Annotated in this window: 13 protein-coding genes and 1 pseudogene; 4 read left to right on the plus strand and 10 right to left on the minus strand. The window is 69.3% G+C overall.

Features of this window, described 5'->3' with window-relative positions; all coding sequences use genetic code 11:
• The 4 genes from JWR81_RS16540 to JWR81_RS16555 form a co-directional block, all read right to left on the minus strand.
• On the minus strand, nt 1-1,808 hold a 1,808-nt coding region (locus JWR81_RS16540; protein WP_297652843.1), incomplete at its 3' end, for a hypothetical protein.
• A gap of 31 nt (nt 1,809-1,839) precedes the next feature.
• Nucleotides 1,840-2,718, minus strand: a complete 879-nt coding sequence (locus JWR81_RS16545) for a carbohydrate ABC transporter permease (RefSeq protein WP_297652846.1) — start codon at nt 2,716-2,718, stop codon at nt 1,840-1,842.
• Between the two features lie 42 nt (nt 2,719-2,760).
• Nucleotides 2,761-3,633, minus strand: coding sequence for a carbohydrate ABC transporter permease (locus JWR81_RS16550; protein ID WP_297652850.1), 873 nt, complete (start codon nt 3,631-3,633; stop codon nt 2,761-2,763).
• A 184-nt stretch (nt 3,634-3,817) separates the two neighbouring features.
• On the minus strand, nt 3,818-5,179 hold the full coding sequence (locus tag JWR81_RS16555) for an ABC transporter substrate-binding protein (protein ID WP_297652853.1): 1,362 nt from the start codon (nt 5,177-5,179) through the stop codon (nt 3,818-3,820).
• 416 nt (nt 5,180-5,595) lie between these two features.
• On the opposite strand from JWR81_RS16555, the gene JWR81_RS16560 reads away from it, so the two are divergent.
• Entirely contained in the window at nt 5,596-6,633 is a 1,038-nt protein-coding gene (locus tag JWR81_RS16560) for a LacI family DNA-binding transcriptional regulator (RefSeq protein WP_297652857.1), read from the plus strand.
• Here the strand turns inward: JWR81_RS16560 and yicI are convergent.
• The 3 genes from yicI to JWR81_RS16575 are packed head-to-tail and all read right to left on the minus strand — an operon-like array spanning nt 6,630 to nt 10,913.
• Complete coding sequence (gene yicI / locus JWR81_RS16565) at nt 6,630-8,957, minus strand: alpha-xylosidase (RefSeq protein ID WP_297652860.1); 2,328 nt, start codon at nt 8,955-8,957, stop codon at nt 6,630-6,632. The two genes, JWR81_RS16560 and yicI, sit on opposite strands and share 4 nt — an antisense overlap.
• The gene (locus JWR81_RS16570; RefSeq protein WP_297652863.1) at nt 8,954-9,979 is read right to left on the minus strand and encodes a Gfo/Idh/MocA family oxidoreductase; all 1,026 of its coding nucleotides are present in this window, start codon (nt 9,977-9,979) and stop codon (nt 8,954-8,956) included. Before JWR81_RS16570 ends, yicI begins: the two co-directional genes overlap by 4 nt.
• Nucleotides 9,972-10,913 (minus strand): sugar phosphate isomerase/epimerase, encoded by a 942-nt coding sequence (locus JWR81_RS16575; RefSeq protein WP_297652866.1) that lies wholly within the window; start codon nt 10,911-10,913, stop codon nt 9,972-9,974. Before JWR81_RS16575 ends, JWR81_RS16570 begins: the two co-directional genes overlap by 8 nt.
• 82 nt (nt 10,914-10,995) lie before the next feature.
• On the opposite strand from JWR81_RS16575, the pseudogene JWR81_RS34400 reads away from it, so the two are divergent.
• From JWR81_RS34400 to JWR81_RS16585, 3 genes and pseudogenes are all read left to right on the plus strand, one after another.
• Nucleotides 10,996-11,181: pseudogene (locus JWR81_RS34400) on the plus strand (hypothetical protein); the annotation flags it as partial.
• Nucleotides 11,182-11,347: 166 nt separating this feature from the next.
• Nucleotides 11,348-11,611 carry a Smr/MutS family protein gene (locus JWR81_RS16580; RefSeq protein WP_297652869.1) on the plus strand — a complete coding sequence of 88 codons (264 nt, stop codon included), beginning with the start codon at nt 11,348-11,350 and terminating at the stop codon, nt 11,609-11,611.
• Between the two features lie 104 nt (nt 11,612-11,715).
• Entirely contained in the window at nt 11,716-11,976 is a 261-nt protein-coding gene (locus tag JWR81_RS16585; protein WP_297652873.1) for a PLDc N-terminal domain-containing protein, read from the plus strand.
• 506 nt (nt 11,977-12,482) lie between these two features.
• Here the strand turns inward: JWR81_RS16585 and JWR81_RS16590 are convergent.
• The 3 genes from JWR81_RS16590 to JWR81_RS16600 all read right to left on the minus strand — a co-directional run bounded on the left by JWR81_RS16590 (nt 12,483) and on the right by JWR81_RS16600 (nt 14,852).
• A complete protein-coding gene (locus JWR81_RS16590) occupies nt 12,483-12,872 on the minus strand; it encodes a hypothetical protein (RefSeq protein WP_297652876.1) in 390 nt (129 codons plus the stop codon).
• Nucleotides 12,873-13,068: 196 nt separating this feature from the next.
• On the minus strand, nt 13,069-13,917 hold the full coding sequence (locus JWR81_RS16595) for an ABC transporter permease subunit (RefSeq protein ID WP_297652879.1): 849 nt from the start codon (nt 13,915-13,917) through the stop codon (nt 13,069-13,071).
• The gene (locus tag JWR81_RS16600; protein ID WP_297652882.1) at nt 13,914-14,852 is read right to left on the minus strand and encodes an ABC transporter ATP-binding protein; all 939 of its coding nucleotides are present in this window, start codon (nt 14,850-14,852) and stop codon (nt 13,914-13,916) included. Before JWR81_RS16600 ends, JWR81_RS16595 begins: the two co-directional genes overlap by 4 nt.
• Nucleotides 14,853-14,968: the final 116 nt, after the last annotated feature.

Genomic DNA, 14,968 nt, shown 5'->3' on the forward strand with positions numbered 1-14,968 from the left:
CTGCCGCACAGGTCCAGCCGGACGAGCCCTACGAGACCGTGCCGGGACTCGTAGCCGTGGGCGAGGTGGACCACCTTGTCGACCGCCCGGTCCACGACGACGTCCACGACCTCGTCCGCCGAGCGCAGGCGGACCGCGCCACCGTCCACCGACACCTCCGTCACGTGGCCGTCACCCCGCTCGCGCAGGTAGGGAACCATGAGGCTGCACGCGCAGTCGCCGATGCCCTCCTGCACGTCGACGACGTCGCCCGAGATCGTCACGGCGATGCGGTAGTCCAGAGTCACCTCCCGGGGGACCTCCTCGGTCCACCAGTAGTGCGGCGTGTAGCGGACGCGGGCACCTGCCTCGAGGCCGCCGCCCGCCTCATGGGCCCACCGCCCGCCGACGACCTCCATGGCCGAGACCGGGAAGACCGACCGGTCCTCCCCGCGCCGCGCGATACCCAGCGTGAACGGCAGCTGGTCGGACAGCCGGTGCGCATCGGGCAGGGCGTCGGGGCGGCCGTAGTGGGTCTGCCCGCCGAACCGCAGGCGCCGGTGGGTCCCCAGGGTGACGTCCGCGATGCCCAGCGAGTCGTAGCCGGCGAAGGGAGCGAGGTTGACGTGCACCGACCAGCCCGAGCCGTGGACCAGGCAACGGTTGACCGGTTCGAGTTCGACGTGCACCCGATCGGATGCGGGCGGGACCTCGCCATGGCCGTCGAAGCCCTCGAGGACGGCGGTGGCCAGGTAGCCGAGCGGCAGGCAGACGTAGTGCGCGTCCATCGTGTAGACCTCGTGTCCGACGCGCCAGTTCGCCGGGAAGACGTTCTCGACGGGGCTCATGTCGCCCGTCGGCCGCAGGCAGTCCTGGGCCGCGGCAAAAGCGCGCCGCGCGGCCACCGCGGCCTCGTCCGCGAGTTCGGGGTGGCTGTCCCGCAGCCGCTGTGCCGCCTGGTGGAAGTACCAGCACTGCCCGGTCAGATTCCACAGGTGCGCGGTGCTGCGGTAGGCGCTGGCGAGCGAGCCGCTGGAGAGCTGCACGTCGAGGCTGCGCCGGACGCCCGAGACGAGCAGCTGCTCGAGCTCCTTGAGGTACGCGCCGTCGTAGCCCTCGACCAGCAGCTCCAGGAGGTGCACGCGACACCACATGTCGTAGGAGTTCGGGACCCCCGGCTCGCGGTAGAACCCCTTCTCCAGGTCGATGGGCGCCTTCCAGCTGATCTCGGCCCCGGTCGACTCCTGCAGCTCGCGGTAGAACCCGTGGTCGACGTCGGCGTACTCGCTGAAGAAGGGCTCGAGCCATCCGTCGATGTCCGTGCGGTCGTACGGCGACAGGCCCTCACGGATCCGCTGCCACTCCCCGAGGATCCAGACCGCGGCCCAGTTGACCGGCGGCCGCTCCGAGAAGACGGACGGGGCGTCCACGGCACGGATCTGCTCGTCGACCGCCCCTGTCTCGACGCCCAGCTCGCCGAGCAGGCGCCGCGTGCGCATCACGGGGGGCCACATGAAGTCCCGGAGGTTGCGGAATCCCGGGCTGCCCACCGCGTGGCTGAAGTCGGCGGCGGGCGGATGGGGGTCGTGCGGGTCGAGCAGGTGGCGCAGCGTCGCCTGCAGCCCCCGGAGGGCCGCATCGGCGTAACGCTCGCGCTCGGCACCCGACGACAGGCTGGCCAGGACGGCGTTGCAGTAGGCGTAGTAGGCGGTGCCGTACTGCGCGGGTTCACCGAAGACGGGGTCGTTCAGCTCACCGGAAGGCTGGAGACACCACGCAAGTGCATCCGTTCCCTGCTCGAGGAGCGAGTGTGCCGGAGATGCGTTCATGAGTTCCTTGTCGACGAGCGGACGGACGGGGTCACTTGACGGCGCCGGCACTGAGGCCTTCGACCATGCGCCGCTGGAAGAGCAGGTACAGGACGACCACCGGCAGCGAGCTGACGACGCCCGCGGCCATCAGCTGGCCGTAGAGAGGGATGCCCGAGCCGGCCGAGGTGTTGGCGAACTGGTCCATGGCGATGGCCAGCGTCTGGGTGCCGGACCGGGTGAGCACGCTTGCGAACAGGACGTCGTTCCAGCCCACGAGGAAGGCGAAGACGAACGCCACGACCATGGCGGGGACCGCGATGGGGAGCACGACCCGGAACAACGCCCCGGTCCGGGTGCAGCCGTCGACCAGGGCCGCCTCCTCGAGCTCCTTCGGGATCGTCCGCATGTAGGTCACCATCAGCCACGTCGACAGCGGCAGACCGAACGTCATGTAGGTGAGGATGATCGTGTAGTAGCTGCCGATGAAGGTGATTCCGAGGAATGTCTGCAGCCACGAGAACACGACGAAGATGGGTAGCAGCAGCGTGGCCCCGGGAACGGTCTGCGTCGCCAGGAGCGAGTAGAGGAAACCTTTCTGGCCACGGAAGCCGTACCGCGCAAGGGGGTAGGCGGCCAGGGAGCCGAGGACCACCGACACGAGCGCGGCGAGACCGGAGATGATCAACGTGTTGAGGAGCCCGGACGCCAGCGGGGCCTGGGACCACATCGTCAGGTAGTTGCCGAAGTCCAGGTTCCACAACGACACGTCACCCAGGGCCACGTTCGCGTCGGGGGTGACCGACAGCAGGAGCATGTACCCGACCGGTACGACGACGGCGACGGCGCAGAGGACCGCCACCGCGCGACTCGCCCAGACGGGGAGCAGGCGATCGACGTCGGAGGACGTCCACCCCTGCGACCGGGTCACCATCACAGTCGAGCCTTCCGTTCCGTGGTTTCGTCGGCCACGTCAGTTCTCGGCACTTTCGGTGATACGCGTCATGCGCAGGTAGACATAGCCCGGGATGATCAGCACCACCATCGTGAGGACCGCTATGGCGGTGGCGGTGCCGTACTGGAATGACGTGAAGGCGTAGTAGTACATGGAGATCGGCAGGACGGCCGCCGAGGTCGGCGGCGGGGACGAGAACATCACGTAGGCCAGCGTGAAGTTGCCGAAATGGTTCAACGTCGAGAGCAGCAACGCCAGCAGCAGCACTCCCCGCAACTGGGGGAAGACGATCGAGAACAGTTTCCGCATCGGCGTGGCCCCGTCGAGCGTGGCCGCTTCGTACTGCTCCCGCGGCACCGCCTGCAGACCGGCCAGCGCCATGAGGTAAACGAACGGCCACGTCGCCCAGATGTCGGTCAGGGTCATGGCCCAGAAGGCGTTCGGGCCGATCAGCCAGTAGGTGTCGCGGCCGGCGATCCCCAGGGCCGCGAGCGTCGTGTCGACGAGGCCGCTGTGGTTCAGGAACATCACCCGGGCCAGGAGGGCGACGACGAAGGTGGGGATCACGTAGGGGATCAGGTAGATCGCCCGCACGAGCCCGCGCCCGCGGAAGCGGCGGTTGACCGAGATCGCCGCCAACACCCCGACCGGGCCGACGACGGCCGTGGTCAGCAGCGAGAAGGCCAGGCTGATCAGCAAGGAGTGCAGTGCGCTGACACCCAGCACGCTCTCGCCGCTGAAGGCGTCCACGAAGTTCTGGACGCCGTTGAACGGCGCCTTCACCCACTGCCGCAGCGTCCCGACGTCCAGTTGCAGGAAGCTGAGATAGATCGTGATGACGACGGGGATTGCCACGATGACCAGCAGGGCCAGCGCGCACGGGATGACCATCCACAACGGACGATCGAGGAACCGCACGGCGGCCGCCCACACCCGGTGCCCACGGATGAATGGGCGCCGGGGAGGCACCTGCCCGGACCGAGCACTTCCAGAGGTGACCATCTCGGTAGTTGTCGTCACGGTTGTCCGACGACTCCTTCGGTGTCGTGTCCAGCAGGACAATGGAGCGGTCGGCCTACTTGATCGTCGCCTGGACCGCGCCGTTCGCCTGCTGCAGTTGCGCGGTCAGGAAGCCCGCGTCCCAGCCGCCGCTCGTCGCCAGGTTCTCGGCGACCTTGTTCACGGTCGTTGCCACGCCGGTCTGGATGTTCGTCCACGCCGGCGTGAAGTCCGTGCCCTCCTGCTTCGACTCGATGGCCAGGAACGACGCGGAATCCGGCTTCTGCGCCTGGAGCATCTGGATCCCGGCCTTCGTGGTCGGAGTCCAGCCGAGGGTGGCGTACTGCGTCTTCTCGACGGCCTCGCTGTTGCTCGCCCGGGCCAGGGCCAGCGCCAGGTCCTTGTTGTCCGAGGCGTACTGGAAGACGGCCCAGAACTGTCCGGAGACGATGCTGGCCGCCGGCGTACCGCCGGCCGGACGGGCGTTCATGCCGGCCGGTACCTGCGGCAGCTGCGCGAAGGCGATGTTCCCGTCGACCGGGGTCCCCTTGGCCGACGTCAGCAGGCCGGAGGTGGCGATGGGCAGCATCGCCACCCTGCCGCTGGTGAACGCCGCGATCATCTGGGCGTTGTTCCAGGTCAGCGACTCCGGCGGCACGATCTTGCTCTGGTAGTACTGCGAGAAGTAGAAGTCCATGGCCGTCTCGACCTGGCTGCTGCTCAGCTGCGCCGTCTTGCCGTCCCCGGAGAGGAACCCACCACCGAGCTGGTGCGCGTAGGACCACACGAACTTCCACGGGTCCGTCGCGTCGGCGGGGTCGAACCCCGCACCGTAGACACCCGGATCGGCCGCCTGGACCTTCTGGGCGGCCTGCACCCACTGGTCCCAGGTCTGCGGCGGCGACGTGATGCCCGCCTTCGTGAACATCGCGGTGTTGTAGGCAATGGCGTAGGGCACCGTGAAGGAGGGGATGCCGATGTCGTTCTGGGCATCCGGGCCCGAGGCGGAGAGCGTTCCGGCGTTCCACTGGTCGCGGCCGCCGACAGCCTCCCAGTCCGCGTCACTCAGGGTGAGGAATCCCTTGGTGCCGTAGAGGGTGGCTCCGATGGAACTGCCGTAGCCGACGACGTCCGGCCCCGACCCCGAGACCAGCGAGGTCTGGATGATGCTGTTCTCCTGAGCTCCGCCGCTGTAGTACTGGAACGAGACGGTGGAACCGGTCTCCTTGGTGAACTCGTCAGCGAGGGCCTTGTAGTACGCGTCGTACTGGCTCTGCAGACCTGCGCCGGCCGAGGCCACCAGAGCGGTGATGTGCCGGCCGGCCAGTCCCTGGCCGCCGCCCGACGCGCTGCTCGAGCCGCCGGAGCACGCCGCGAGGGTGGCCACCACCGAGGTGATCACCACCCCCATCACCGCTGCTTTACCGAAACGATGCACCTGTTGTCCTCCGTAGCGTCGTGTCGCCTCGACCGCGGCTCGCGTTCGTCGAGGTGACCTCCGGCGTCAGCCGGCGGCTCCTTTGCCGGATACCGAGTCGTGCAGGATCTGGGCGACTCAGGACGAAGTGGCTTCCTTGGTAACCGCTTTCCAGAGTTTCCGCATGACGTGGGCCACTGTCAAGGCGCCGATCGATAACGAGCCCATAACAGGGTTATCGAGCCAGTTCAGCGGCCGGTCGTCCACAGGAGAGCTGGAGGGCGCACCCGTGGTCTAGGATCGTGCAAGCGCTATCCAGCAATGGGCGTGCTCGTCCACCGACAGCGACGCGGCACGGCCGGGCCGAGAGCAACGATCCACGCTCGGGCGCCTCCAGGGCGACTCTGGCCCATACTCGTCGTTCCGTCAGACTCCTCATGAGGAGGCGTTCTTTGGTAAACCCCGCAACGCTCAGCGAGGTGGCCCGGATGGCAGGCGTCTCGGTCGCCACTGCCTCACGGGTGTTGAACGGTGGCGCACGGCGCCCGAGCGAGGAGCTGCGCAAGCGCGTCTTCGACGCGGCCCTCAGGCTCAACTACACGCCGAACGCGGCCGCGCAGGCTGTCGCGCGGGGCCACACGAACGTGGTCGGCCTGATCGTGCAGGACATCAGCGACCCCTACTTCTCGGCGATCGCATCCGGCGTCATGAGCGCGGCGGACCGGCACGACGTGGTCACCACGCTGACCGACACCCGCCGCAGTCCGGAACGGGAGGTGCGGTACCTCGCGACCCTGCGCCAGCAGCGATGCCGGGCGGTCATCGTCGCCGGTAGCCGCACCACCGATCGGGCGACGGAACGCCGGCTGCAGGACTCCATAGCGGCGTTCACCGCCAACGGAGGACGGGTAGCCCTCATCAGCCAGCGGGTGCCGGGGGTGGACACCGTGCTGCTGGAGAACCACGCCGGGGCGAAGAACCTGGCGCACGAGCTCCACGACCTGGGACACCGGTCCTTCGTGGTGCTCGCCGGCCCCCCGGAGCTGCGGACCTCCCGGGACCGCGTGGCGGGGTTCCGGCAAGGACTGGCCGACCGTGGTGTGCGGCTCCCGGCCGAGTGCGTGATCAGCGCCCCGTTCACCCGCGACGGCGGTTTCGCCGCGGCGCTGGAGTGGTGCGATTCCGGCATCGCCGCCACCTGCCTGTTCGCCGTCAACGACGTGATGGCCGTGGGGGCCATGGCGGCGCTGCGGCAGCGGGGCCTGGCGCTGCCGTCGGACGTGAGCGTCGCGGGTTTCGACGACATCGCCCCGCTGCGCGACATCGTGCCGGCCTTGACCACGGTGCATCTCCCGCTCGAACAGCTGGGCGAGGAGGCCATGAACCTGGTGCTCGGGGACGAGACCCGGCTGGAGCCGCGGGTGAAACGGGTGAGCGGCACGGTCGTCCTCAGGGAGAGCACCGCACGTCTCTAGGCCTGCAACCGGATGGCCACCTCACGCCGCCCTGGCTCCGGCGTCACGACGACTCCGATAGCGGCGGCGGAGAACTGCGTCGACCCCTCGCAGACAACGGGGGCCTGCGCGCCGGCCAGCAGGATCGACCAGGGGACGTCGGCGGCCGCGGTGACGGTGAGGCGGTCCCCCGCCCGCTCGACCTCGAACCGACTCGGTGCGTCACCGGGCCCACCTACCACCGTGACGGTCTCGTGCATGCCCTCGTGCGGGGCGCTGACCACCAGGGTGACATCCCGCCGGTAGTCGTACTCCGCGCTGTCCTCGCGAGCGCCCAAGGGGATGACGGAGCCCGGCCGCATGAACAGCGGAAGGCTGCCGTACCCGTGGTGTTCGGTCACCCACCGGGCACCGTCGAGGACCTCACCGCTCAGCAGGTGCGTCCACCGTCCGGCCGGCAGGTAGTAGGTCACGTCGCCGTCGTCGGAGAAGACAGGAGCCACGAGGAGATCCGGCCCGAGCATGTACTGCCGGTCCAGATGGGAGCAGGCCGGATCGTCGGGGTACTCCAGCACCATCGCCCGCATCATCGGAGTCCCTGCGGATGCCGCCTCAGCCGCAGCGGCCAGGAGGTAGGGCATGAGCCGGAGCTTCAGCGCGAGGAAGCTCCGGACGACATCAACCGCTTCCGGGCCGAACTCCCACGGCACCCGGTAGCTGACACTGCCGTGGAGCCGGCTGTGCGAGGACAGGAGCCCGAAGACGGCCCAGCGCATGAACAGCCCCGGGTCGGGGACGCCTTCGAAACCGCCGATGTCGTGGCTCCAGAACCCGAACCCGCTCAGCCCCAGGGACAGCCCCGCACGAAGGCTCTCGCTCATCGACGCGAAGGTCGGCTCCGGATCACCGCCCCAGTGCACGGGGTATCGCTGGCCGCCTGCCGTGGCCGCGCGGGCGAACACGATCGCGTCGCCCTCCGCGCCCCGCCGCTGGAGCATCTCGAAGACCGTGCGGTTGTAGAGCAGGCTGTAGTAGTTGTGCATCAGCAGCGGATCGGATCCGTCGTGGTACATCACGTCCACGGGAATGCGCTCGCCGAAGTCCGTCTTGAAGGCATCCACCCCCATGTCGACGAGACGCTCCAGCTTGCCGGTGAACCACCGCCGCGCGTCCGGGTTGGTGAAGTCGACGACCGCCATGCCGGCCTGCCACGTGTCGGTCTGCCACACGCTGCCGTCCCGGGTGCGGAGGAAATAGCCGTTCCGCCGCCCCTCCACGAACAGAGGCGACTGCTGCGCCACGTACGGGTTGATCCAGACCGAGATGCGCAGGCCCCGCTGCTTCAACCGGCGCAGCATCCCCTCGGGGTCGGGGAACCAGCGCTCGTCCCAGGTGAAGTCGCACCACTGGAACTCCCGCATCCAGAAGGAGTCGAAGTGGAACACGCTCAGGGGGAGATCGCGCGCCGCCATCTCGTCGACGAAACCGGTCACGGTCTGCTCGTCGTAGGACGTCACGAAGGACGTGCTCAGCCACAGCCCGAAGGACCAGGCGGGCGGCACCGGAGGGCGACCGGTCAGTGCGGTGTAGCGCTCCAGGACCTGCTTGGGCGTGTCCCCCGCGATGAGGTAGTACCGGAGCTCCTCGCCGGGCACGCTGAACTGGACGCGGGACGTGAACTCCGATCCCACCTCGAACGACACCGGACCAGGACTGTCGACGAACACGCCGTACCCGTGGTCGGTCATGTAGAACGGCACGTTCTTGTAGGCGTGGTAGCTGCTGGGCCCTCCGTCATCGTTCCAGAGGTCGACCGCTTGCCCGTTCCTGACCAGCGGCGCGGACCTCTCGCCCAGTCCGTAGACCAGCTCCCCCACGGCGAGGCCCAGCCGTTCGTGGACGTAGCGGCGCCCGTCGGCCGCTGTCGCCACGCCCAGGCTCTTGAGCCCGCTGGTGGTGAGCGTCCTCCCCCCGGCCGTGAAGGTGGCGTGCCACTCGGCGTCCATGTCGACGTCGACGCTGAGCGGGCCGCTGGTCAACCGGGCTCTTCCCGGCTCCGTGACGACGTGCACCGGATGGTCGTCGGTGGACGCCACCTCGAACCGCGGGCCCCGGTCGACGGCACCGGCGTGATGGACCACGCGGACACCGATGACGCCCCGCAACGGTGACGTGTACGTCACCGTGATCACCGGGTTGTTCAGGGTGGCGCGGCGCGTCTCGACCGGGCGGGTGGGGACGTGCAGGGTCAGCGAGCGATCGCCGGCGACGGCGGAGTGCGGACGCCTGCCGTAGAGGACCTCGAACCCCTCGGCCGTCCGCCAGTACCCGCTGGTGAACTTCATGCCCGGGAGCCGAGCTCGACCGGCTCCCCGGTGCGTGCGGAGTCGTAGACGGCCAACGCGATCTCCACGACCGCCCGCATGTCTGCCGGCCTCGCCAGGGTGAGGGACGAGTACCCCTCCTCCGTCAGCGAGCGGGCGATGTCCTCGAAGGCGTTGTCCGGCTTGCCGGGGTAGTCCGCCAGCGGCCCGCTGACGATCTGGTCCATCACCACCTGCTGGTCGACAACCGTGATGCTGCCGTCCCGGCCGTTGACCTCCGCGCGGGTGGTGTACCCGCCCCCGTACATGTCGTCCATGCCGCTCGTCGTGCGGAACGTCGACGTCCCTACGAGCGTGGCCACCGCTCCGGACGCCGCTGTCATCACCGCTGCAGCGGTGTCCTCCACCGGGATGTCGTGCCCGGACGTACGGGTGATAGCGCTTACCGTCCGGATCGGGCCGAGGCACCAGGTGAGCAGGTCGATGGCGTGAAGGGTCTGGTTCATGACCACTCCCCCACCGTTCATCTCCCACGTCTGCCGCCATCCGCCGTCCGAGCGGTAGTACTCGTCCGGCCGGAAGCACTTGAAGCCGAACTCCCCCAGGATCAGGGGTCCGAGAGCGCCGGAGTCGGCCGCGCTCTTGAGCCGCCAGTACGCGGACTCGTACCGGAGGTAGAACTCGCCGAACAACTGGACGCCGGCGTCCGCGCACGCCCCGATGACCTGGTCGGAGCGCTCGAGGTCCACCTCGATCGGCTTGGTCAGCATGACGTGCTTCCCCGCCGCCGCGACGTCCCTGGCCTGCTCGAGATGCATCCCGCTGGGCGTGTAGATGGCGACGACGTCCACCTCGGGGTTCTCCAGGACAGCGGTGTGACGGGTGAACCAGGGGACGCCGTACCGCTCGCCGGCACTCCGGGCGCGCTCGGCCGATGCGTCGACGACGGCGGCGAGGTGCGCATTCGGCGTCTTCGCGAGGAGCTCGCAGCGGGTGGCGCCGTAACCCAGGCCCACGACAGCGAATCCGACGGACTCAGACACTGCTGGTGATCCCCTTTCCCGAGGCGAAGATGGTCTGCCGAAGACGTGCGATGTCAGCGAGGGTCGCCTGTTGCAGGGCGAGATCGTGCTCGGGCTTCGCGGGATGGTGGACGCGCTCGGCGGTGAACCACCCCTGGTACCCGCTCGTCACCAGGGCCGGGACGATTGCGGGGTAGCCGACATCGCCCTCCGTGGTCACCGCCCGGCCGAACGTCGGCGTGCGCGGCCGGTCCGGCTGCGCCGGCACGTCCTTGGTCTGGACATCCACCACCGGCAGAGTCAACGCGCGGGGCAGGCCATCGGCCACGGGGTCCTCCCCGGACCACCAGCCGTTGCAGACATCCCAGCAGAGCGCCACCGCCGGCGAGTCGAGCGCGGCGAGGAGGAGTTCCGCCTCGGCAACGGTTCCGGCGTAGCTGGCGCCCTCGAGTTCCACCATGAGGACGACGCCGGCCCGTCGAGCCAGGTCGACCGAGGGCCGCAGCCGGTCGGCCACACGCTCCAGGTACTCCTCCGCGACAGGCCTCCGCGACCAGGTCTCCAGCGGCTCCTGGCCGGGGAGCCAGAGGGCGAAGATCCGGATCAGCTCCGTCTGCAGGACGTCGGCGACGATGAGCGCGCTGCGCAGCGTCTGCTCGGCCGCGCGCTGCCCCTCGTCGCTGTCCACATAGAACTCGCGTCCGAACTGTGACCCCACCGAGGCGACGACCAGACCGTGGTCCCGGGCCTGGCTCCTGATCCCGGCCAGTTCGGCCATTCCCGCCTCGACGACGTTCCGGCCACCGACGTTGCGGACGGCGAGCCCGTCCAGGCCGGCTTCCGCGGCGAGCGCGCACGCGGGGAGGAACTCACTTGCAAGATCATCACTGAATGCGCCGATCCTGATTGCCACGCGACAAGACTCCTTGGTAAGCGCTTTCCAGAACACTTTCACAGCGGCCGCGCAGTGTCAACGAGCGCGAGCAGAGGAGCCCGGACGGGCGCACTGACCGACGAGCACACACCAGCGGCGACGCGCTGAGACTGCCCGGGTACACGGGGGTCGGTACATCGTGCGCGGTGCACAGCCCGAGGCACCCGAGGGAGCCTGGCCGCAGCAGCAGCGCGTAGTGGCCGCGCGTTCGCCAGCACGGAGGTGCTGCGCAGCTGGTACTGCTCGCCTGGTGACGCCGAGGCGCTCGTGGCTCGCCGAGCCGCACTGACCGGACGGCTGTTGTTCGTCGATGGGGTGGTCGGCCAGGATCCGATTTGACACTCCGGCCCGCACCGGGAGCGCCGACCGGTCGGTGACCGGCCGTGGCTCGTTCCGCAGTGCGAGGTCGATCGCCGATCCGGTCTGGGCGTGATGACACAGCCGGGAGGAGGACGATGAGAGCCATGAAGCTCAAGCTCGACCTGCACGACATCTACAACCGAGGCGGTGACATAGACCGCGCGCTGCGGGCGATCATCGACGAAGCCGTCGTCAAGAAGGCACCACTGGTCGAGATCATCCCCGGGAAGGGCTCCGGCGCTCTCAAGAAGCACGTGCTTCGCTTCCTGGACCAGAAAGAGGTCAAGGCTCAGTACCACCGGGTGGAGAAGGACGCGACGAACTTCGGCCGGGTCTTCGTACACTTCCGCTGGAAATAAGGGCGGTGACCGCCAGGCCGGTAGTGGTACTGCCGGTTCGGTCGATCTGCCCACCGCGGATCAGCACGATCCCGGCCGATCAACCATTCGGAAGAAGGATGTGGATGTCGCCGAAACGACGGTGGAGTGACCTCACCGAGCGCCAGCGCCGCCTGCTTGTCGCTGCAGGGGTGGTGGAGGCCGGGCTGAAGTGCGCGGCACTACGTGATCTGAGGCGCCGCCCGGAGGGCCAGCTCCGTGGGCCGAAGTGGGTGTGGGCGGTCGCGGTACTGGTCGTGAACACCCTGGGGTCTCTCGCGTACTTCACCCTCGCCCGCAGGCCCGAGCAACCTTCTCGCCTGGCGAGCGAGAGCTACCGGCCATGAGCTGTCAACGGTGCCTGAATCTGGCCCCCTGACGACGGGCGGGTTCTCGGGCAGGGGGTCAGCGTCGCGATCATGATCCCGAACATCCCGCGGGTGCCCCACACTGCGGGCCGGACGAACAAGAGCATCAGACCGATCACGGCGGCAGCCTCTGCGAGGTGCGCGTGGAACACACGAGTAGTCCGCTCCGCTCGCGTCGCCACGGTCGTTACCGGCCGAGGTCACCAACCCAGCGCGGCGCCCGGCCCGGCGAATGGCAGGCGGGGCACCCGCGGGTCGGATCACGGGCAGCCGGGCCGGCCCGGGCCGGCTTCACCGCGACGAACCGGCGGCCGTCTCGGAGGTCTGGGTACGAAACGGGGGGACTCGGCGGTGAGCACCAGCACCGAGGCCGCGGCGTCCTGCGGGGTCTCGCGGCAGTGGCGAACTGGGCGGCCGTGGCGAACTGGCCGGTACCCGTGCGGCGTGTGCGGCCATGGCCCGCCCGTACGGCCGGGCCGCGGTGATCATCGCCTCGGGGTGCGAGGTAAAGCGGCGCCAATGAATGGCGGCTTCGTGGTCTCGCCGAGGTGGGCGTTGGCGAGCAGAACGAACCCGGTCACAGCGGCCGGCACACGGCCACGGTGAGCAGCAGCGGCCATCGCGGCCGGGTGCGGGGTTCGGGCGGCGGTGATGACCACGGCGAACGGCACGGCGTGCACGCCGATCGGTTGCACGATGGCGACCGGGGCAAGCACGAGGGCTCCGGCGTGCACCACCGCCGCGAGGCCGGCGAGCGCGCTTCCGGCCAGCCAGCTCGGCGTCTGGAACAACGTTCGCCGGCCCTTGCCGCGGACCAGCCCAGAGGGTCGCACGCCGTCCCCGGCATTTGTCCCCTTGGCGACCACGGCGACCACGGCGCTGTTCTGAGACCGCGGCGCTGTTCTGAAGAATGGCGGCTCTGAAGGGTGGCGGCGAACGCGAACGTCACCGCAGCCAGCATCGCCCGCGACGATCGGGAGTGTGACGGTGTGCTCGCCTCGTCAGCTGTCGTGGCGCACCGCCGTGCGTCGCGGACATCTGATTAACGGACCGCGCACAGGTCGCTGTTGATCAGGCGTCGCGCCGGGTGAGCATCACCGCGGCGGCGGCGAAGCCGACGACGACCCAGATGACCAGGACCAGGAGCCCGGCGCCGGCGGAGAGGGACCCGGGGTCGGGGTGGAGGGTGTACATGGATGCGCCGGCGTTGCTGGGCAGGTAGGGCAGGATCGCGGTCTGCCAGCCGGTGGGCAGCAGTTCCCCGATCCGGGGCACGACGAGCAGCAGCCCGACATAGGTGGCGATACCGCCCGCGGTGCTGCGGATGATGAATCCGAGCGCGAGGGCGAGCAGCCCGACCAGGGTGAGGTAGCCGGCGACACCGATGATGGAGCTGACGGCGCCCGCCGCGGCCAGTGTGGTGCCGTGGCCGGCCAGGAAGAACTGGCCGGACACGAACGCGATCAGGGTCGCGACGAGCATCAGCACGAATGTGACCACCGCGTACAGGACGGCCTTCGCCCACAGCACCGGCAGCCGCGCCGGTACCGCGGACAGCGTGGCGCGGATCATCCCGGTGGCGTACTCCCCGGAGATCAGCAGCACTCCGAGGACCCCGATGGCGAGCTCGGCGAGGTTGACCCCGGACAGGCTGCGCGAGATCGGGTCGAAGCGGGCGATCTCGCCCGGACTCATGGTCGGCCAACGGTTGTTGGTGGCCCAGCCGATCAGGCACGCGATCGCGATCATCGAGCCCATCGCGACGAGCAGGGTGAGCCCGGTGGACCGCAGGGACCGCATTTTGATCCACTCCGAGGTCAGCACCCGGACCGCGGTGACGTCGGAGACAGCCACACTGGACGGCGCCGCGGCGCTGCCGCCCGTCCCGGCCCGGTGGGACGTGGTGTCGATGGCGGTCATGCGGCGCTCCCGGTGCTGATCAACTCGTGCTGCGGTGTGGCGTGGAACTCCACGTCGTCACGGGTCATGTCCATGAACGCCTGCTCCAATGAGGCCTGCCGCGCGGTCAGTTCGTGCAGGACGATGCCGAGGTCGTGGGCGACCTGTCCGATCTCGGCGGTGCTCAGGCCGGTCACCTCCAGAAGGTCCGGTCCGGGACTGGCCACGGTGACGTCGGCCTGGGTGAGGGCGGTGTGCAATCTGACGGCTTCGGGCGATCGGACGCTGACGATGTTGGTCGAGGCGTTCGCGATGAGCTGTGCCATCGGCATGTCGGCGATCAGCCGGCCGCGGCCGACGACGATGACGTGCTCGGCGGTCAGGGCCATCTCGCTCATCATGTGGCTGGAGACGAACACGGTACGGCCCTCGGCGGCCAGGCTCTTGAACAGCTCACGGCTCCATCGGATGCCCTCGGGGTCCAGGCCGTTCACCGGTTCGTCGAGGATCAGGGTCTGGGGATCGGCGAGCAGCGCGGACGCGATGCCCAGGCGTTGGCCCATTCCGAGGGAGAACCCGCCCGCGCGTTTGCGCGCGACGCTCTGCAGACCGACGAGGTCGATCACGTCGTCGACCCGGGAGGCGGCGATGCCGTGGGTGGCGGCGAGGGCGCGGAGGTGGTTGTAGGCCGAGCGCGAGGTGTGCACGGCGCGGGCCTCGAGCAGCGCGCCCACAGCGCGCAGCGGCTGGCGGTGTTCGGCGTACGGCTTGCCGTTGACCGTCGCGGTGCCCGCGGTCGGGGCGTCCAGACCCAGGATCATGCGCATCGTGGTGGACTTCCCGGCGCCGTTCGGGCCGAGGAAACCTGTCACCACGCCAGGCCGCACGGTGAAGGTGAGCGCGTTGACGGCCACCTTGTCGCCGTACCGCTTGGTCAACCCGCGAGCCTCGATCATGCTGCCTCCTTCGCCGCGTGAGCGGCGCACACCAGCCGCACGGGCGGCCATCGACTGGCCGCGTCCGCGGCCACGGCCCACCATGCCCGGCACCGGGCCGAGACCGCCCTCGCTCG

It is taken from the genome of Pseudonocardia sp., assembly GCF_025965585.1.
GTDB lineage: Bacteria > Actinomycetota > Actinomycetes > Mycobacteriales > Pseudonocardiaceae > Pseudonocardia.